Genomic DNA, 18588 nt, shown 5'->3' with positions numbered 1-18588 from the left:
CTTGACTCAAGCATTAATGCAGTACGATCTTCAAAGTTAAGATGATGGTATGACAATTTTATATACTCCATAAACCCTTTAAATTAATTAGGTGGTTTATGTCGCACTTCAAGTTTTACTCTGCCCTATGATCTGAAAATCTTTGGACATAATTTAGCCATAAAATAATGAGAATGTCTGTGTAATTATTGATCTTCAGATTTAAAGTTCATCCAGCTCCTTTCTAAAAATGTTTCCACTCTTTATCGTGTGCTCAATATAGAAGCCGATTTATATTCTTACTTTAATTTAACTCAACACAGAATTTTTACTTTAGCAAAATTTATCCATAAACTTATGAAAATTTATTTTTAGACTAATGCAAGATGCTCGTAGCAAAATCAAGAGTCGTCGAATACAGTGCTATAGAAATTTATTGAGTTTAACATTTTGAAAATATTAGGATATATAAATCAATGCCAGTTCTAGCAATCCAGCATAGACTCAGTGGATTTTACTTTTTTTACTATGCGATTGTTGGAGCATTCATGCCTTTTTGGAGTCTGTATCTTGAAGATCAAGGCTTCAATTATCAGGAAATCGGCATTTTATCTTCTATTGCGATTGTTACCCGATTCTTTGCGCCGTTGATCTGGGGTTGGATTGCAGACAAATCCGGTAAACGTATGTTGCTGGTGCGTATTGCCACCTGGATGGAAGCCTGTATCTGGTTCATGATTTTTATTATTCCCAATAGCTTTCAGTCCGTAGCTTTACTGATGCTGATTTTCAGTTTCTTTCAGAATGCCATTCTGGCACAGTTTGAAGGCGTGACTTTGTTCTGGCTCGGAGAAAAAAGAGCAGAACTGTATGGCAAAGTACGAAAATGGGGATCTGTCGGTTTTATAATTGGTGTATTCGGCTTGGGCGCCGTCTTTGAAATTATGAGCATCAGTATGTTGCCAGTGTTGTTGCTGTGTATTTCATTTCTGGCCTTTCTCTGGTCATTTACCATTAAAGAGCCCACGATGGCGCCTATCGCCCAGAAACAGCTCGAACCCTTATGGCCGATATTTAAACGCCCAGTGGTGTATAGTTTTTTCCTGATTGAATTGATTCTGCTATTTTCACACGCGCCGTTTTATAGTTTTTATAGCAATTATCTCAGTCAGGCGGGATTTAGCACCAGCCAGATTGGGCTGCTCTGGTCAGTCGGGGTCATTGCGGAAATCATCATGTTTGCCTATGCGACGTTCTTTCTGACACGCTGGTCATGGCGCCATCTGGTCACGTTATGCTTATTGATGACCGGATTAAGATGGTTCATCGTCGGGGTCTTTCCTGCTTCATTCATGGCACAGTTTTTTGCTCAAACGATTCACGCTTTAAGTTTTGGTTTATTTCATATGATTGCGATGCGAGTGATTTTCCAGAATTTTTCTGCAGGGCAGCAAGGACGTGGACAAGCGCTATATAGCACGATGTGGGGCGTTGGCGTGGCGAGTGGCAGTATTCTGGCTGGGCATTATTGGGATCAAGTCGGCGGCACATCTATTTTTATCGCTGCTGCAGTATCGACTTTGCTTGGCTTGTTACTGATTTTCGGATTGCCAAATAAAGTCGAACTGCAAAAACAGGCTTGAAAATATCATCTCAGTATTAAATACGGATTTTGGCGTATTGCCCAAACCACGGTTGTGCCTGTTCCAATTGGGCTGCCAGTTGTAATAGCAGATCCTCACGGGCAAACGGCGCAATAAACTGTGAACCGAGCGGCAGGTTTTGTTCATTCCAGTACAGTGGTACAGACATCGCTGGGAGTCCGGTAATATTGGCCAACTGGGTAAAAGGCACCCATTTTAGATTTTCTTTCACAATCTGGTCGACCAGTTTACCTTGCGCCAGCAAATGTGCTTTATTTAGTTTCAATAAAGCTTTAAGAATCGGTTTCTGCCAGTTTGGTGTTTTGACCTCACCATTTTTTGGCGCCACTGTCGCCGTTGCAGGCGTCAGGTACAGATCATAATTATCAAAGAAATGATTCATCTGGGTCACGTACTGGCCCCAGTTATTCAGGTTCTGGATATAATCAATCGCGCTGGTTTTGGCCCCAAAAGCCGCCAGCGCTAAAGAGTCCAGTTCAAAATCATTCGATTTGGACGGATAGCCTTTCTGGATTTCATCCAGCATAAATGAAAACTGGCTAAACCAGGTGGTAATAAAATCCTTGGCCAGTTGCATTCCATCAATGGCTGGACGGTCTTCGACCACCTCATGGCCCAAAGATTCTAGCAATTTGGCTGTTTTTTCAATGGCTTTAATGGCATCCTGGGAAACAGGTGTGCCAATCGTAGAATAAGTGCTAAACGCAATTTTCAGTTTTTTTGGCGGTTGCTGAATCACATCCAGATAATGATGCTGTGGACGCTGAATCTTAAACAGTGAACTATGATCTTCACCATGGGTGGCATCCAGCATTGCAGCACTATCCCGTACCGTTTTGGTCAGTACATGCTGAATCGCGGCGCCATGCATGGCTTCACTCATTTGTGGTCCCCAAGGCGTGCGGCCACGACTCGGTTTCAGGCCAAACAGGCCGCAATAGGAAGCGGGGATACGTATCGAGCCGCCACCATCACCAGCACCCGCAATTGGTACAATTCCGGCAGCCACGGCAGAAGCGGAACCACCGGACGAGCCGCCGCTATTATGCTGTAAATTCCACGGATTTTTACAGCTGCCCCAAGCATCTGGTTCAGTAATACCTTTAATCCCAAATTCAGGAGTATTGGTACGTCCAAAAGTCACAATCCCGGCTTTTTCCCAGCGATTGACAATCTCGGCATTGGTCTCGGCGATATAACCAATCCGTTTTAAGCCCTGACAACCATAAGAAGTTGGATAACCGGCATATTCCTGAAACAGGTCTTTAACCAGAAAAGGCACACCGGCAAAAGGTCCGGACAGATTTTGCTGGCTCCGTTTCAATGCATGCTCATGCATCGGAATAATAATTGCATTTAGCTCGGGATTGGCAATTGAACTACGCTCTAGTGCAGCAGATAAAAGTTCACTTGAATGTACTTGTTTATTGGCGACCAGATCAGCCAGTCCTAAACCGTCATATTGCAGATATTCTTCAAATTTCATTGCCATTCCCTAGTGTTGCTGCTTCAAGGTTGTAGATCATTTAGGCTCAAGATGCAAGCACCACCTGATTTCGCCCACGATGTTTGGCCTGATACAAGGCTTGATCTGCAATATTGATCAGGTTTTGCAGGTCTTGGGCCTGCGGTTCATTTTGATGAGTGATGCCCACACTCACGGTAATATACAGGGGCGAGCCATCTGATTGATAAATCGGGGTTTTTTCCACCAGATCACGAATCCGTTCTGCAATAAGACGTGCTTCTGATGGTTCGGTATTCCAGAGTAACAGCACAAATTCTTCCCCACCAATTCGTGCAAACAGATCTTCAGCACGTAAATTGCAGCGAATGATTTCCGCAAAATGTTGCAGCACCTTGTCACCGACATGATGGCCAAAATCATCGTTCAGACGTTTGAAATGATCAATATCCAGCATGATGACCGAAAATTCCATTCTGTTGGCATATTGCAGTAAATATTCACCTTTCTGAAAGAAAAAATGACGGTTCATGGTGCGGGTCAGACTGTCATGATTGGCCAGATAGAGAACCCGTTTAAACAGCTCATTGCGGTTTTGACTAATAATACAAAGAATAAGCGGCGATAAGGCCAGCATAAACAGCCCGATCCGGAGCGAAATATAAATCGTAGAATCTGCCAAGGTGTCATGCGTTGTGGCATAAAACCGCGTCAGGCTGTAATAGGTTAAAATAGTCACAAACGCATTAATCAGTGTCATGCTAAACAGGCGATAGGTTAATGCGGCCCAGATCAGCGCAGCCAAAGGATAGAGCAGGGTGCCCGGACCTGAAAAAATATTGGTGATGATGACACAGAGTAAGACTGTAGCTGCGGGCAGAAAATAACTGAAATGATGACGCTTTTGACGGCGGTTTTTAAACAGATACTGCATATCCTTGATTCTGGGAAAGGCCAGAAGCAAAGGTAATACCACGATATAATTGACCATCTCGCCCGTCCACCATAGACCAAAATCAATCCATAAGTTTTCTTTGGTCATGAATGTATTGGGTAAGTTTGGCAGGGTGGCAACTGCAAAAGCAGCGCTGGCCAGACAGCCGGCAAAAGCGAAGATGCCAAATAAATGAACGAATGTATAACCAGTATTATAGTATTTGTAATTAATCTTGAAATATCGAATAAAAAATATCGAGACAATAGTGCTGATCAGATTAGACAGGGTAAGAAACAGGCTTTGTAATAGGCTGTTTCCGGTGACGAGATCTGCAAACATAAAAGCACTGAATGCACCAAGCCAACCTCCCACATTATTTAAATGTGGAAAGCGTAAGAACAGGGCTAACAAGGCAGCATTGGCCGGCCACAATAAGGCCAGGTACTCAATCGGTCTGGTTGCGATCCCAATAAAACAACAGACTAAAACAGCGAAAACAATGACAAAATAAGCATATGTTTCATGATTTAATTGTTGTTCTGTTATTCGAGCTAATTGCAAATTTAAAATCCTATTCAAATTTCTAAGTGTGAATGATCACTTTGTTCAGCAACTAAGTTTGACCTAAAATATAATTTTATTGTTTGATTAAGCTGTTATTAATACGAACTATTAAGATTCTTATATACGAAATATATACAAAAACAGTCAGAAAGGAAATCCATGTTTTTAAACAATGTGATAAATAATTTCTGACTCTGTATTGAAATTGCGTTAGAGCGGGACACGATCCCAAAAAATATGATAATTTAGAATCAATTGTTAACAAGATGCCGGTAAATATGAAAAAAATATGTCTTAGCCTTATCTTACTCATGAGCTCACCTTGGCTAATGGCGACAGAAAATAAAAAACCAGCGAATGCTCCTGCTAAAGCTGCTGAAATCCCAAATACATTTACTGTGAAAACCCGTCCGGAAATTGTCGGATTGTGGGGAATGGAAATCCCGAATAATAAAAAATGTATCGAATATTATAATTTTAAAGGCAATAATAATGTGGTGATTAAAAGTGGCGATGAGTGGACGTCGGGGCTATATGACTATCAGCCGGCACAGGATCCTTCGAAGCAGATTCCAGCGCTGATTCTGCAAGTAAAATATGACAATAATGAAAAAGACTGTTCAGGCAATCAGGTGGATCAGTCTGGTGAAATTTCGCAATATTTTGTGAAATGGCAAAACCCTTATACCATTAACTTCTGCGCCAATGAAAAAGCCGAACAATGTTTTGCTGTGCTCAGACGCGTATTGCCTTAAATTGCAAACCATAAAAAAACCGCTGAATGACAGCGGTTTTTTTATGAGCTTTGATTTAAGCTTTGTCTTCAGCACCTTCAAGCTGCTTTAACAAATGCTTCTCTAGGTAATGAATATCCATTGCCTGTTTGCAGAAGTTTTTATCCTGAAGGATTAAATCTTTATGCAAAGGAATATTGGTTTTAACGCCAGTCAAAATCATTTCTTCCAAAGCATTTCTCATTCGAGAAATAGATGTCTCACGATCCTTACCATGCGAAATCAGTTTGGCAATCATCGAATCATAATACGGTGGAATGCTGTAGCCTGGATAAACATGCGAATCTAAACGGATACCTGCGCCGCCTGGTGCATAGAAGTTGTCAATCTTGCCTGGTGAAGGCAGGAAGGTCGATGGATCTTCTGCGTTAATACGGCATTCAATCGCATGTCCTAAAACTTTGACGTCTTCTTGCTGAATATCGAGACCTAAGCCGCCAGCAATACGCAATTGCTGTTCGATAATATCGATACCCGTTACCATTTCAGTTACCGGATGTTCAACCTGAACACGCGTATTCATTTCAATGAAGAAGAACTCATCATCTTCAAACAGGAATTCGAATGTACCTGCACCACGATATTGCATCAATTTACAGGCATTGACACAGGCTTCTAGAATATCAGCACGTGCTTGCTCTGGTAAGTTCGGTGCTGGCGCTTCTTCCAGTACTTTTTGATGGCGACGCTGTAGTGAACAATCACGATCATACAGATGAATCGCATGGCCATTACCATCAGCCAGTACTTGCACTTCGACATGACGTGGCTTTTGCAGGAAACGTTCCATATACACCGTATCATCACCAAACCACATTTCCGCATCACGCTGTGCAGCCTGAACAGATTCAAGCAGGGTATCGACATTTTCTACGATACGCATACCACGACCACCACCACCAGAAGCAGCTTTTACAATCAGTGGAAAACCGATCTCTTTCGCTTCAGCCATGGCATTGTGAATCGTTACGGCATGGTCGCAGCCTGGTACTGTTGGTACACCAGCTTTTTTCATGGCAATAATGGCAGAAACCTTGTTCCCCATTAAACGAATATGTTCCGGACGTGGACCAATAAAGATAAAACCAGAATTTTCCACGATTTCTGCAAATTCTGCATTTTCAGCGAGGAATCCATAACCAGGATGGATTGCATCTGCGCCGGTAATTTCAGCAGCTGTAATAATCGCAGGAATATTCAGGTAGCTGTCACTGCTCGCACCAGGGCCGATACACACTGCTTCATCACAGAAACGTAAATGCATCAGGTCCTTGTCTGCGTCAGAATAGACACCTACAGTTTTGATCCCTAAAGTTCTGCAAGCACGGGTGATGCGTAACGCAATTTCACCACGGTTTGCAATTAAAACTTTTTGCAACATTATAAATCCCCGGGGTGATTAAGCGCGGTAGCGGAAAAGTGGTTGACCGAATTGAATCACTTCACCATTTTTCACCAGAATTTCTTCAATCACACCGCTTTGAGTAGCTTCAATCGGGTTCATGATTTTCATTGCCTCGATAATACCCAGCGTATCGCCTGCAGAAACGGTCTGGCCAACTTTAACAAATGTCGGTTCACCTGGGCTTGGTGCTGCATAGAACACGCCGACCATTGGTGAAGTTTCAACTGCGCCACGAGGAGATTTTACTGCTGGCGCTTCGGCTGCTGGTGCAGGCATAGCAGGAACAGCTGCTGCAACCACTGGATTACGACGAGTTAATGCAATCGACTGATCGCCTTCTTTAACTTCGATCGCCTGTAAGTCAGATTCAATCATCAAGTCGATGAGTTTCTTGATTTTACGGATATCCATGAGACAGTATTCCTAATTAAGATTGTGTAGAAGGTTGTATTTTTTCAATGATATAGTCGAGGGCAGCAGCATAGCCTTTTGCACCTAGACCACAAATCACGCCGATGGCTTTATCGGACAAGTACGAATGATGTCGGAATGCCTCACGTGCATGCACATTAGACAGATGGACTTCAATGAAAGGAATGGCAACGCCAAGAAGGGCATCGCGAACCGCAACAGAGGTATGAGTCAATGCTGCCGGATTAATAATTATATATTGAACGCCGTCTTGCTGAGCTTGATGAATTCGGTCAACAATGGCACCTTCCCAGTTGCTTTGGAACGTTTCGAGTTGTAATGTGGCCTTTTGAGCCTGAGTAATCAGTTGCTGGTTAATATCGTCAAGACTAAGGTGACCATAAACTTCCGGTTCGCGCTTCCCAAGCAAGTTTAAATTCGGTCCATGAATAACCAAAATGGTCGAACTCATCCAGCATGCTCCAATTAAAAAGTATCGGGGTTTGTTTGCAAGATGTCTGCAAACTCTGCTTATTATTGCATGATTTTCTACATTACTATTTATAATTTCTTTGAATTAACGTAGAAAGCATATAGCAAACAGTGGCGCTATAATGAAAACTTTGCAGAGATTTGGCAATGTTAAAAAATTACAATTCGCTGGGTATTCAGATTATTTTCATTGTAAACCCAATTGGCAAAAACAGTTAATATCCTTTATGTAACTGTATCTTCATGTTAACGCTAAATTCTTCCTTTTAGTGATATTTTTAGTTTTGAGCAAGAGTTGTCTGGCTGATTTTACCGCAATGTTCGACTTCTAGAGCATAGAAAACTCTTTACATTCTGACTTTAGAGTTGTGCTGATTATCCTCTTTATATATAAGCTATCGACCGCTTCTTAAAACGTGATGAAAATTTAAAAATATAAGATAAGACAATATGTTAATGATATTTTCTCTTATTGTCCTTGGATTTTCCTAGGTCTATTCTTCCAATAGATTGGAATTAATTACATTACTTTAACTTCAAGCATCCATGATAAGTGCTGTGCAAAAATGTACTTCATCTTCTAGATATAAGGGTTGAATCTCAGCAGGTTTAAGATAAAACGCTCGACTTATATGCTTCGTGTGTATAGATCTGTGAGGTGACGAATGTGTTCATCTTCAAGTCTTCTACGCAGTAAAGATATGATTCACCTAACGCATAGACAGTGGCAAAAACACATACATTTGTTGATATTTTGCTCGTCATCATCTTTGCAGAAGAGTTTAAAAGTATTGAAGAGCGTAAAGATTGAACCAAATAGGTCTGATTGAAGCGGAATACGGACTTAAAGCAAAATTTGCTCTGTAGTTGCCTCATCTACATTAACTTCTTGAGCTAATCTTTATATAATCATGCGATACCTCTCAAACAAGACTTTCTATGACACCTGCATGCAAACTATTAAAAGCCAATAAAATCGAATACAGCATTCATGAATATGAACATGATGCCAATGCCAAAAGTTTCGGGTTAGAAGCTGCTGAGAAATTGGGGCTTTCGGTGGAAGAAGTCTTTAAAACTTTATTAGTCACGGATGAAAAACAGTATTTTGTTGCCATCTTACCGGTACATCATCAACTCAATCTGAAAAAAGTAGCGCAGGCCGTAGGATGCAAAAAACTCCAGATGGCAGATCCTAAACATGCAGAACGCTTGACCGGTTATCTAGTCGGCGGAATCAGTCCCATTGGTCAAAAGAAACGATTAAAAACGGTGATTGATGCCAGCGCAGAACAGTTGAATACGATCTATGTCAGTGGCGGTAAAAGAGGCTTGGATATCGGAATAAAACCAGCTGATCTTGCCAATGTGCTCAATGCACAGTTTGTCGATGTACTGGATACATAAGATCGAAGTACGATGATCACCTAAATTCATAGAACCTGAAGTGATAGATTTAAAATGGCTGCATATTTTTTGGTCGGAAATAACAGTAAATCATTTTATACGTTTGTATATTAGATAAGTTAAAACACAGCCTGACTGTGTACACAACAAGGAATGAAAACAAAAATATAAATTATGATGCGGAGCATAATGGATGAAAATTCAAAATAAAAAATGACCACGGTTCTGTCTGACATTATCTGCAATGGCGATGCTTTCTGCGTTGCCGAGTGTACAGGCCGCTACTTCGTCTTTAGCAGCACCTGCCAATTCACAGCAGGTTTTCTTTGTCGGAAATAACTGGGATGGCACAGTAACCGTGATTCGTCCATCGGGTGATTTTGGCAAAATAGGCGTCATTAACATGATTCCTGACCGTAAAGAGCGCCTTAAGGAAATTCACCTGAATCCAATCAAACTGATTGCTTATACTTATTCAGACTACAGCTGGTGAAGGCAATGACCAGCTGGTGGATGATATGTACTCGACACCAGACGGTCAGTCAGTCGTTGCATCGCGCCCAAGTTTCGCTGATGTGGTATCGATTAATATCAAAACCGGCAAGATTAACTGGCGGACGCCTGTTGAAAGCTTCCGTGCCGACCATATGGCGGTATCACCAGATGGGCAACGAGTCGCCGTATCTGCATCTTCAGGAAATGTGGTGCATGTACTGGATATCCATACCGGTAAAGAGTTGGGCCGTTTCAGCACTGGCGATAAACCGCATGAAAACATTTACTTCGATGGCGGCAACAAGATCCTGAACTCTGCCATCGGCAATGTTGAAACCTCGATGGATGCACAGTGGCAAGACTTTACTAAAGGTAAGCGTTTTATCACTATCGCAGATGCCAATACGCATCAGGTGGTAAGAAAAATCGATTTCAGGCCTGCATTGGATGCATTTGGTCGAAAAGATTTGTCCAACTCAGTACGACCAATGGTATTTAGTAAGGATGAAACCAAACTGTATGCCCAGGTTTCATTTTTTAATGGGCTGATTGAGTACGATCTGAATCAGAACAAGATTAGCCGGATCGGACAGCTGCCTGGCAGTGACAGTATTCCGAAAGACCGGACAAAATGGGTGAATGATTCGCGTCATCATGGCCTATCAATCAGTGCTGATGGTGAAAAGCTCTGTGTCGCCGGTACCATGGATAACTACGCTACGATTGTAGATCGCAAAACACTGACAGCCGGGAAACTGATTTCTGCAGATAAACCTTATTGGGCAACGCGAAGCCCGGATGGTCGTAGCTGTGTAATTTCAGAAAGTGAAACAGATGTAGTCACAGTGATTGATTTTGCCACAGGCAATAAAGTGCTGAGTGTACCGGTAGGAAATCATCCACAACGCGTTCGGATTGGTTATGCACCAGCAGACTGGTCAACGCCGTAGTCAATCGTCGATTAGCGAAAAAGACAGCTTTTTGATAAAGGTTGTCTTTGTTGAGCTGAGGACATAAAAATGAATGATAAAACAATTCTGTTCTATGTAATGATCGGATTGCTCTTGTTTGGGACTTTAGTGGGTATTGGTTATCAGGTACGACAAGAAATCTATCGGACGAATTTTACTGATCAGACCCATTCTGATCCGGTCCTGCCAGTTGAAAAATCGGCAAGCTATATATCTGTTAACTCTCCTGAGAATAGTCAAACTACGAAGAAGAAACAGAACGATACGGTTGCAAAGCAAAGCGAATTATCAAAGCAACAAGAACAGTTATATCTGGACTTTACTCAGATCATTAACGCTTTAAGTGAGGGACAACGACCAAATCCTCAACAAGTCAGTTTGTTGATCAGTCAGCAGCAAAAACTGGTAGAGGCCCAACTGGTGAGCAAGGCCGAAGCGAAAGCACAAATTGAGTTTCTGATTAAAGTTCTGCCTGAAATGGATCATGAATTGCATCGGGCGTTGCGAGTATTAGAACAAACTCGAACTTGACGAATTAGATCCAGCTGTATCTTTCATTATTCTCAGTCTGAAAATTGCTCTCATAAAAAAAAGCCCAAAAAATGATCTGGGCCTTTAAATACACACTATAGAAAGCTAAGTATCTTTATAAACAATTTGCAGGCTTGGGTACACCAGCCAAACGGCTTAAGTGACGGGCCACCAGACCAGTATTAAACTTTTCTTGAAGCATGGCATTATTGATATCGGCACTGACAGTTTTCATTAAAAATTTAATCAGTGGTCGTGTTGCTGGTGAATGACCAAACTGCTGATAGAACTGACGTACCGCTTGCAGAATTTCAAAATGCCAAGGAGTTAAGCTCAGTTCCAGACTATCGGCCAGCACTTGAGCGACTTCTTCATTCCAGATGGTATAGTCAACCAGATGGCCATCTTGATCCAATTCTAAATTCATATCTAACTCATTTATTATTTCATTGAAATGCAGCGATTAAACTCGAGGCAAAGATCTGCAAAATCCGCATAATTCAAAAGCTTTATCTGATCAGGCAAAGGCTGTACTAATAACTCCGCATCATTTTTCAGTATGTGAATTTTCGGCAAGCTTTGAAGAAATGAATGCTCTAGCAGCAAAACCGCTTCACCCATCAGCACGACCTGATCACCCATTGTATAAGTTTGAGCCAGTTGCTCTAGGATCTGCGCTGTTGCCGAATAGCTGGATTGGATCAGATAAAGTGTGTGATTTGACATTTTTATATCCTTGTTCCTTACCAATACATCACATGATCAAAGCTTTGAATAAATTCAGAATTAAGCTCAATAAATTCGATTTCTTGTTCGCTCTGTGCCACAAATGAGGAATGCTGGTTTTTTTTCTCAATCAGAATCGGAGTGAGATCATAAAACTCGAAACTGTCGACCATATTTGATGCCAGTTTGAATGCATGATGCACCTGGTCAAATTGCAGGTCTGAATGCAGCAAACTGAGGGCAGCACTTTGTAGCAGGACTTTAACTTCTGCGCCAAAAGTTGCCAGGACCATCGTAGCCGATAGGCTTTCATGCACCTGCAGACTGGTCAGATTGGCTTGGGTTAATATAACAAGTACAGATTTCACACAAGATTCCTTGGAAAAGCAACACATTCTAAAAAATGAAACATCTAGAATTGAATGAGACGTTGTGAGGACTGAACAGCATCGGCAAGTTCACCTAAACCGACCAATTCAAAGGCATCTGCCAGATTATGCTGCTGAATATTGTGACGTCGAGCATTGTCCAGATCTGTAATTCCACGTGCCAATGCTGCACTTACACAGACCGGGAGGCGAATCTGTAGCGCTTGCCATGCATGTGTAAGATGACGTTGATCGTCGGGTACCCATTGCAGTGCATTTGCGACCGATACGCCGTCCTGATAGAAGAATACACGGAATGCTTCCTGTTTATCTTGCAAGGCCTGAGCCAAACCCAGGGCATGCCAGGCATAAATGGAAGTCGGTGCGGAGGTAACAAGAATTAAGGTGCTCATCGAAATTCACTACAGGCTTGATCAATAGCAACAGATTGATCTTGGCTTCATCAGAAAGTAGGTAGTATAAATGATTTTAGTGACGGGTGGATTAGGCTTTTTAGGCTCACATATTGCTTTAAGTCTGTTAGCACAAGGACTAGAGGTCATTGTGGTCGATAATTTGGCCAATGCGAACTTACAGACTCTGGAGCGTCTTGAGTTTATCTCCGGCATGTACGTACCTTTTATCAAGATTGATATTCGCAATACCCCAGCATTGAACAAAGTCTTTGAGCAGCATTCGATTCAGGCTGTGGTACATACCGCAAGTTTTAAGTCACTGGAAGAATCAGTATTAAAACCACTTGAATATTATAATGATAATGTCAGCTGTATTATGAGTCTCATGCGTGCCATGCAACGTACCGGAGTGCGTCATCTGGTACATTTATCCAGTCTGGCGGTATATGGACAATCTGGCACAGATTTAAGCGAAGATCTGCCTTTTAACTATACCTATCCGAATCCCTATATCAAATCGCAACAAATGGTTGAGGAAATTATCCGGGATACTGCCAAAACTGATAATGAATGGCGGATTGCGATCCTACGTCTATCCAATATCGCCGGCGCCTTTGAACACGGTGTGCTGGGGGAAGCGGTGCCACCTTTACCGAAAAATATTTTGCCTTTGGCGATGCAGGTCGCTGCACAGCAACGTGAATATCTGGAATTACGCCGTCAGGCCCATACTGCGGATGGCACAGTAGAACGCAGTTTTCTGCATGTCGCAGACTGTTGTGATGCCGTGATCAAGTCCTTGCAATGGCTATCACAACAGCAGGAATTAAAATGTGAAGCCTTTAATATTGCCGGTGAATTGATTTCCATACAGGATTTGCTAGATCAACTGGCTGAAGTGACTCAGTCTGCAATCAAAACCATGGATGCTCTGCCATACCCACATGCGGAAATGGATCAATTGGGGGCGAACATTGGAAAAGCGCGAAATATCCTACATTGGCAACCTCAGCGATCACTCAGAAAGATGCTTGAGGATGAATGGTTGTTTTATCAGAATATGCTCAGAGGGCAGTAAGTAAGAGAACTTAGCTTATATTTGATAATAATTATCATTTACATTGATACTGTAATCGATTACTTTAAATAAATAGATTAAATCATTGATATAGAAATTCCTAAGATCCGTAACAGGCAAGAAGAATTGAGGTTGAACATGCAAACACGTATTGAACATGACACGATGGGAGAGGTGGCTGTACCGAGTGAGGCTTTATGGGGCGCTCAGACTCAGCGTAGCTTGCAAAATTTCAAAATTGGCAATGAGCGGTTGCCACGGCCAATGATTCGTGCCATGGGACTCGTCAAAAAAGCGGCTGCCTTGACCAATGCCGAGCTAAACCAGATTCCCCAAGAACTGTCACGCTATATCGTGGATGCGGCAGATGAAGTCATCAGCGGGAAATGGGACAGTCAATTTCCACTGGTAGTCTGGCAAACTGGTTCAGGTACACAAAGCAATATGAACTGTAATGAGGTGATTGCCAATATTGCCAACCAGAAATTGGGCAATCATTTAGGGGCACAAAAACCGGTTCATCCAAATGATCATGTCAATCGTGCCCAATCTACCAATGATTCATTTCCAACTGCGATTCATGTGGCTGCGAGCTTGCAGATTAATGAACTTTTAATTCCGGCTGTCACACGTTTACGCGATACTTTATATGCCAAATCTCAGGATTTTGCCGATATTGTAAAAATTGGCCGGACACATCTACAAGATGCTACGCCTTTAACCTTGGGGCAGGAATTCAGCGGTTATGTCTCTCAGCTGGATCATGGGCTTCTTCGTCTAGAACAGGCATTGGTCGGACTATATGAATTACCATTAGGCGGTACAGCGGTTGGTACCGGTCTGAATGCCCATCCTGATTATGCCGTTCAGTCTGCTAAAACCCTGGGACAATTAACTGGCTTGCCATTTGTAACTGCGCCAAACAAGTTTGAGGCTTTGGCAGGCCGTGATGCTGCGGTATTTGCTTCTGGTGCATTAAAGACTTTAGCGGTTAGCCTGAATAAGATTGCCAATGATATTCGCTGGCTAGCCAGCGGGCCACGTTGTGGTTTTGGTGAATTGCGTATTCCTGAAAATGAACCGGGTTCTAGCATCATGCCGGGTAAGGTGAACCCGACGCAAAGTGAAGCGATGACGATGGTGGTCGCGCAAGTTCTCGGAAATGACACCACCATTAACGTGGCAGGTGCATCAGGTAACTTTGAACTGAATGTATTTATGCCGGTCATTGCCTATAATCTGTTGCAATCCATCCAGCTTTTAGGCGATGCGTGTAACAGTTTTAATGATCATTGCGCCGTAGGCATTGAGCCGAATCATGAGAAAATTGAACATTTCCTGCATGATTCTTTAATGCTGGTCACGGCATTGAATCCGGTCATTGGTTATGAGAATGCAGCCAAGGTTGCCAAAACAGCTTATAAGGAAGGAAAAACCTTAAAACAGGTGGCTGTTGAACTGGGTTTAGTCACCGCTGAACAGTTTGATGAAGTGGTGCGTCCTGAACAGATGGTCTCACCGAATGCTAAATAAGGGCCGGAGCACTTTTATTTTCAATCTTTACGCCTGTTTTATCATGGAATAGTCAGCAGTGGTTTTTATCTCAGGCAGAGTTGCGTACAATAATGTTAGATGAGATTAACCACTGATGATTGTTTTATGCTTGATATTTATTTAACAGATGTTCAAAGAAAGGTGCAATTCAAGGATTATCCAGGTGAGCATCCTGTTAAATTTATTCTGAATTTCAAAAAGATTTTCCCAAGTGTGATGGAACTTCTTTTACCTGTGCTTCCCGATAATGAAAATCTGGAAGAAATGTCTTGGGAATCGACCAGCGATGATTTTGAAACCTTCCAGATGTTCTTAACTGGATGGGGTATTATCGAACTTCGATTAAAAGCAATTACCCAGTTTAAAGATAAAGCATTTACGGATCGTCTGGTTAAACAAGCCCAACAGAAACGCAAAGACTATCAAAAACAGCAGACTAAACTAACCACAGTTGAACTGGATTATTTGTTTATGCATGAGATGCATGCTCTGATTGATGCAGAACTGGTGGAACTCGGTGAGAAATTCTATTTACCGATTTTACGTGAGCTCTGGAAGACTAAAGTATCTGCTCAGGTGCTGAACGCGAAGTTTTAAATCGGTTTTTTAGCTTTTAATTATAAAATTAATCCTCCAATTTTGGGGGATTAATTTTATCTGGAATATGAGATTTATTTCATGATGCATGATCTCTTGAAATAGCCTAAGCAATATTAAATATGGTCATTGAACTTTTTCATTCTTAAAATTTTGATCAATAATAGCGCATGTTGAACCATTGTTTAGCGTCAGGCACTCGCATAGGGCAGTAGTTTTAACGATTGTTCAAAAAATAGATGAAAATGATCATTTTTAGCTAAAAAATATATAAAAATATCAATTAAATAGCCTAGTAATTGAGTCCATTATTTTTTAAGGTATATAGGCTTTATCTCACGTTAAAGCAAAAGCTCCATTGATTAGCTATCCTTCATAAAAATAACTGAAGGTTCAAATTTTCCCGAAGATATATCCCAGGATTTTCAAAAATGTCGAATCAGTTTTTAGATTTAATTACTAAACGCCGTACTATTTATGCCATTGCCAAGAATGTTGAACAATCTCCTGAACATTTAACTGATTTGATTCAGACTGCAATTAAGCAAAGCCCATCTTCTTTCAATTCTCAGTCTTCACGCGCCGTCATTTTATTCAATTCAGAACATGAAAAGTTCTGGGGCTTTGTAGCAGAAAAATTAAAAAGCTATGCTAAAGATGAAGAAAGTGCTGCAAAAACCACAGTAAAAATGGCAAGTTTTGCGGCAGGGCTAGGTACCGTTTTATTTTTTGAAGATCACACAGTCGTACAAGGCTTACAGGAACAATTCCCATCTTATGCTGATAACTTCCCAATCTGGGCAGAGCATTCGACTGCGATCGCACAATTTGCAACCTGGACAGCATTGCATACAGAAGGTCTGGGCGCATCATTGCAGCATTACAATCCGATCGTGGATGAACAGGTACATGCGGAATGGGACATTCCATCGAACTGGAAGTTGCGTGCACAGTTGGTCTTTGGTTCGATAGAAGGCGAGCCACGTGCCAAAGATTATCTGGCAGATGAAGAGCGCTTTAAAGTATTCCAATAAGCTGAGATCCATATCTGCACTTAACACGGTTTAAGGGCAGATATTTTTTAGATCTCGATGAAATCCCAATCAGCTTCATTAAAATTAAGTTAAAATAGCGTGCTAATGAAAATTGATGAGTAAGACCGAATGTCGAAAAACACGCAAAACCTATCACCTTTACAAGAACTGATCGCAGAGCAAAAACTACTTTGTGAAGAAGTAGGCTCGGCTTATGTTGAAGTCACGGGTGATGATGTTGTTGCGGTGGCCGTACATACCTTGAAACAAGATCCGATTGTCGGCATCCGTAAAAAGCCTGAAACGGCTGAAAATATTAGCTGGTATATTTATGGTGGAGAACCTTCAAGTGAAGAAACTTTTGAAACCATGACAGTACGTGAATTACAGGACATTGCACCAGAAGTTTTACCGTATCTGGCTCTGGAAACAGGTTTTCGTTTCATGATCGATGCCGATGATTATGAAGATGTCTGGAAAGAAGAAATTTAAATGCTAAAAAAATCATCTTTCATTTGTGCTGGATTATTATTAGGACTGAGTAGCGTAGTCTTCGCACAGCCGCTTTCACAAAGTGCCTATGATGAGTTTATTTCAGCACAGACTAAAATCGTGAATGAAACCAAACATATTTTAGATGAAGATGATCAAAAGGCAGATGCCCAAACTCAACGCCAGGCTTTCTGCAAGCGACTGAAAGCCTATCAGGATATTCAAAAGGTGTCCGAAGAAAACAGCAGTCTGAATATGGCACCTACGATGTCTATGATTGCCAGAAATTTTCTTGAGCGGCAGGATCAAAGTTTGACTAAATCTGGAATGACGGCGAGCGTATTTTGTAAAAATAGGGAAGTAGAATAAGTTATAAACTACTTTTTTATCTTGAAAGTTTTTCGCAGTGGAATAAAAATAAAGTATCTAAGTCTATTTCACAATCAAATTTTATAGATATTAAAACCTGAAAGACCATCTCCCGAATATCATTTGATAAAGAGTTTGTTAAGTTAATTTAAATTTATTTTAATGTGAATACCTCATACCTCGGGGATATATCCACTGTATTCAAGCTATTGATAAGAATAGATGAATAATCGTGGTTTTGTAATTTCTAAAAAATGTCTTATTTATGCGGTGTAATTTCTTGAACAGGATAATTTAAGTAGGATAGCGTGATTGCACGTTTATATTTAAGCTAATAACTTGAACATCCTAAGATATTAAAATAGCCTAAGCAATACATAATTTTAACAACTTTATCAAGAAAGGGGGAGAGGGGAAATTTATAATGTTGATGTTTACTACCTGTAACTCATTTGGACTTAAGACGTATTATTCTAAACAGAATCAAGTGGATTAATAAGCTACTTATGAATAGTCATTTTTTGATAAATAATAAGCAATGAATAATTAAAAACAATATTTTCAAAATTACCTCAGTCTATTTGGGTAATAACAGCGAGTTAGTTTAAGAAACACTCTGACCTAAAAGTGGTTTACATGTTATTAAATCCCAGTTTTAAGATTTTCATTAATTTTATTTAGTCTGCATCACAACTCAACCATCTTCTTTCATATTTATAGCCAAATATCCATCCAGATCTAAAATCGTAATTTTAAATACTTACAAATCGATTATGAATTATTTAGCCTAAGCAAAATATATCCCCATAAAATAGCCTAAGTAAAATTTATATTTAAAA

The 18588-nt window shown here is 41.0% G+C and carries 21 protein-coding genes; 12 read left to right on the top strand and 9 right to left on the bottom strand.

The genetic code is table 11. The features are described 5' to 3' along the window. The first annotated feature begins 455 nt into the window (after positions 1-455). Positions 456-1622, top strand: coding sequence for an MFS transporter (locus AC1P5O_RS09390; RefSeq protein WP_004646803.1), 1167 nt, complete (start codon positions 456-458; stop codon positions 1620-1622). A gap of 16 nt (positions 1623-1638) precedes the next feature. Here AC1P5O_RS09390 and AC1P5O_RS09385 read toward each other — a convergent pair whose 3' ends face one another. Further along, the gene (locus AC1P5O_RS09385; RefSeq protein WP_004646804.1) at positions 1639-3129 is read right to left on the bottom strand and encodes an amidase; all 1491 of its coding nucleotides are present in this window, start codon (positions 3127-3129) and stop codon (positions 1639-1641) included. Between the two features lie 46 nt (positions 3130-3175). Beyond that, on the bottom strand, positions 3176-4606 hold the full coding sequence (locus tag AC1P5O_RS09380; protein ID WP_348942292.1) for a sensor domain-containing diguanylate cyclase: 1431 nt from the start codon (positions 4604-4606) through the stop codon (positions 3176-3178). A 314-nt stretch (positions 4607-4920) separates the two neighbouring features. Between AC1P5O_RS09380 and AC1P5O_RS09375 the strand changes: the two genes are divergently transcribed. Then, positions 4921-5364, top strand: coding sequence for a hypothetical protein (locus tag AC1P5O_RS09375; RefSeq protein WP_004646807.1), 444 nt, complete (start codon positions 4921-4923; stop codon positions 5362-5364). Between the two features lie 55 nt (positions 5365-5419). Here AC1P5O_RS09375 and accC read toward each other — a convergent pair whose 3' ends face one another. The 3 genes from accC to aroQ are packed head-to-tail and all read right to left on the bottom strand — an operon-like array spanning position 5420 to position 7691. Then, positions 5420-6784 carry an acetyl-CoA carboxylase biotin carboxylase subunit gene (accC, locus tag AC1P5O_RS09370; protein ID WP_004646808.1) on the bottom strand — a complete coding sequence of 455 codons (1365 nt, stop codon included), beginning with the start codon at positions 6782-6784 and terminating at the stop codon, positions 5420-5422. 18 nt (positions 6785-6802) lie between these two features. Beyond that, on the bottom strand, positions 6803-7219 hold the full coding sequence (gene accB, locus AC1P5O_RS09365; RefSeq protein WP_004280199.1) for an acetyl-CoA carboxylase biotin carboxyl carrier protein: 417 nt from the start codon (positions 7217-7219) through the stop codon (positions 6803-6805). Positions 7220-7235: 16 nt separating this feature from the next. Further along, entirely contained in the window at positions 7236-7691 is a 456-nt protein-coding gene (gene aroQ / locus AC1P5O_RS09360; protein WP_004280201.1) for a type II 3-dehydroquinate dehydratase, read from the bottom strand. A 959-nt stretch (positions 7692-8650) separates the two neighbouring features. On the opposite strand from aroQ, the gene ybaK reads away from it, so the two are divergent. The 4 genes from ybaK to AC1P5O_RS09340 all read left to right on the top strand — a co-directional run bounded on the left by ybaK (position 8651) and on the right by AC1P5O_RS09340 (position 11115). Then, positions 8651-9118, top strand: a complete 468-nt coding sequence (ybaK, locus tag AC1P5O_RS09355) for a Cys-tRNA(Pro) deacylase (RefSeq protein WP_004280203.1) — start codon at positions 8651-8653, stop codon at positions 9116-9118. Positions 9119-9362: 244 nt separating this feature from the next. Further along, positions 9363-9611 carry a hypothetical protein gene (locus AC1P5O_RS09350; protein WP_004646885.1) on the top strand — a complete coding sequence of 83 codons (249 nt, stop codon included), beginning with the start codon at positions 9363-9365 and terminating at the stop codon, positions 9609-9611. Next, positions 9580-10563, top strand: a complete 984-nt coding sequence (locus tag AC1P5O_RS09345; RefSeq protein WP_004280205.1) for a YncE family protein — start codon at positions 9580-9582, stop codon at positions 10561-10563. The genes AC1P5O_RS09350 and AC1P5O_RS09345 overlap by 32 nt, the downstream gene beginning before the upstream one ends. 69 nt (positions 10564-10632) lie before the next feature. Next, positions 10633-11115, top strand: coding sequence for a hypothetical protein (locus AC1P5O_RS09340; protein ID WP_004280206.1), 483 nt, complete (start codon positions 10633-10635; stop codon positions 11113-11115). 115 nt (positions 11116-11230) lie between these two features. Here AC1P5O_RS09340 and AC1P5O_RS09335 read toward each other — a convergent pair whose 3' ends face one another. The 4 genes from AC1P5O_RS09335 to tusD are packed head-to-tail and all read right to left on the bottom strand — an operon-like array spanning position 11231 to position 12622. Then, a complete protein-coding gene (locus AC1P5O_RS09335; RefSeq protein ID WP_004280207.1) occupies positions 11231-11542 on the bottom strand; it encodes a TusE/DsrC/DsvC family sulfur relay protein in 312 nt (103 codons plus the stop codon). Positions 11543-11556: 14 nt separating this feature from the next. Then, positions 11557-11841, bottom strand: a complete 285-nt coding sequence (locus AC1P5O_RS09330; protein ID WP_004646886.1) for a DsrH/TusB family sulfur metabolism protein — start codon at positions 11839-11841, stop codon at positions 11557-11559. A gap of 17 nt (positions 11842-11858) precedes the next feature. After that, complete coding sequence (locus tag AC1P5O_RS09325; protein WP_004280210.1) at positions 11859-12209, bottom strand: hypothetical protein; 351 nt, start codon at positions 12207-12209, stop codon at positions 11859-11861. Positions 12210-12253: 44 nt separating this feature from the next. Further along, entirely contained in the window at positions 12254-12622 is a 369-nt protein-coding gene (gene tusD, locus AC1P5O_RS09320; RefSeq protein WP_004280211.1) for a sulfurtransferase complex subunit TusD, read from the bottom strand. Positions 12623-12692: 70 nt separating this feature from the next. Between tusD and AC1P5O_RS09315 the strand changes: the two genes are divergently transcribed. The 6 genes from AC1P5O_RS09315 (at position 12693) to AC1P5O_RS09290 (ending at position 17749) form a co-directional block, all read left to right on the top strand. Further along, the gene (locus AC1P5O_RS09315) at positions 12693-13703 is read left to right on the top strand and encodes an NAD-dependent epimerase/dehydratase family protein (protein ID WP_004280212.1); all 1011 of its coding nucleotides are present in this window, start codon (positions 12693-12695) and stop codon (positions 13701-13703) included. A gap of 138 nt (positions 13704-13841) precedes the next feature. Continuing rightward, positions 13842-15236, top strand: a complete 1395-nt coding sequence (gene fumC / locus AC1P5O_RS09310; protein ID WP_004280213.1) for a class II fumarate hydratase — start codon at positions 13842-13844, stop codon at positions 15234-15236. Positions 15237-15362: 126 nt separating this feature from the next. Then, entirely contained in the window at positions 15363-15854 is a 492-nt protein-coding gene (locus AC1P5O_RS09305) for a hypothetical protein (RefSeq protein WP_305158325.1), read from the top strand. Positions 15855-16285: 431 nt separating this feature from the next. Continuing rightward, the gene (locus tag AC1P5O_RS09300) at positions 16286-16888 is read left to right on the top strand and encodes a nitroreductase family protein (RefSeq protein ID WP_004280217.1); all 603 of its coding nucleotides are present in this window, start codon (positions 16286-16288) and stop codon (positions 16886-16888) included. Between the two features lie 129 nt (positions 16889-17017). Continuing rightward, positions 17018-17380 (top strand): immunity protein Imm33 domain-containing protein, encoded by a 363-nt coding sequence (locus tag AC1P5O_RS09295; protein ID WP_004646887.1) that lies wholly within the window; start codon positions 17018-17020, stop codon positions 17378-17380. Then, on the top strand, positions 17381-17749 hold the full coding sequence (locus AC1P5O_RS09290) for a hypothetical protein (protein ID WP_004280221.1): 369 nt from the start codon (positions 17381-17383) through the stop codon (positions 17747-17749). The last annotated feature ends 839 nt before the right edge of the window (positions 17750-18588 follow it).

Source organism: Prolinoborus fasciculus (assembly GCF_056724605.1).
Note: the sequence above shows the minus strand (reverse complement) of the source record. Positions and strands in the feature narration are given on the sequence as shown.

Bases quoted from the DNA above. Each gene is read 5' to 3' on its own strand.
- AC1P5O_RS09390 (WP_004646803.1), top strand. From the start codon at position 456: ATGCCAGTTCTAGCAATCCAGCATAGACTCAGTGGATTTTACTTTTTT.
- AC1P5O_RS09385 (WP_004646804.1), bottom strand. From the start codon at position 3,129: ATGAAATTTGAAGAATATCTGCAATATGACGGTTTAGGACTGGCTGAT.
- AC1P5O_RS09375 (WP_004646807.1), top strand. From the start codon at position 4,921: ATGAGCTCACCTTGGCTAATGGCGACAGAAAATAAAAAACCAGCGAAT.
- accC (WP_004646808.1), bottom strand. From the start codon at position 6,784: ATGTTGCAAAAAGTTTTAATTGCAAACCGTGGTGAAATTGCGTTACGC.
- accB (WP_004280199.1), bottom strand. From the start codon at position 7,219: ATGGATATCCGTAAAATCAAGAAACTCATCGACTTGATGATTGAATCT.
- aroQ (WP_004280201.1), bottom strand. From the start codon at position 7,691: ATGAGTTCGACCATTTTGGTTATTCATGGACCGAATTTAAACTTGCTT.
- ybaK (WP_004280203.1), top strand. From the start codon at position 8,651: ATGACACCTGCATGCAAACTATTAAAAGCCAATAAAATCGAATACAGC.
- AC1P5O_RS09350 (WP_004646885.1), top strand. From the start codon at position 9,363: ATGGCGATGCTTTCTGCGTTGCCGAGTGTACAGGCCGCTACTTCGTCT.
- AC1P5O_RS09340 (WP_004280206.1), top strand. From the start codon at position 10,633: ATGAATGATAAAACAATTCTGTTCTATGTAATGATCGGATTGCTCTTG.
- AC1P5O_RS09335 (WP_004280207.1), bottom strand. From the start codon at position 11,542: ATGAATTTAGAATTGGATCAAGATGGCCATCTGGTTGACTATACCATC.
- AC1P5O_RS09330 (WP_004646886.1), bottom strand. From the start codon at position 11,841: ATGTCAAATCACACACTTTATCTGATCCAATCCAGCTATTCGGCAACA.
- tusD (WP_004280211.1), bottom strand. From the start codon at position 12,622: ATGAGCACCTTAATTCTTGTTACCTCCGCACCGACTTCCATTTATGCC.
- AC1P5O_RS09315 (WP_004280212.1), top strand. From the start codon at position 12,693: ATGATTTTAGTGACGGGTGGATTAGGCTTTTTAGGCTCACATATTGCT.
- fumC (WP_004280213.1), top strand. From the start codon at position 13,842: ATGCAAACACGTATTGAACATGACACGATGGGAGAGGTGGCTGTACCG.
- AC1P5O_RS09305 (WP_305158325.1), top strand. From the start codon at position 15,363: ATGCTTGATATTTATTTAACAGATGTTCAAAGAAAGGTGCAATTCAAG.
- AC1P5O_RS09300 (WP_004280217.1), top strand. From the start codon at position 16,286: ATGTCGAATCAGTTTTTAGATTTAATTACTAAACGCCGTACTATTTAT.
- AC1P5O_RS09295 (WP_004646887.1), top strand. From the start codon at position 17,018: ATGTCGAAAAACACGCAAAACCTATCACCTTTACAAGAACTGATCGCA.
- AC1P5O_RS09290 (WP_004280221.1), top strand. From the start codon at position 17,381: ATGCTAAAAAAATCATCTTTCATTTGTGCTGGATTATTATTAGGACTG.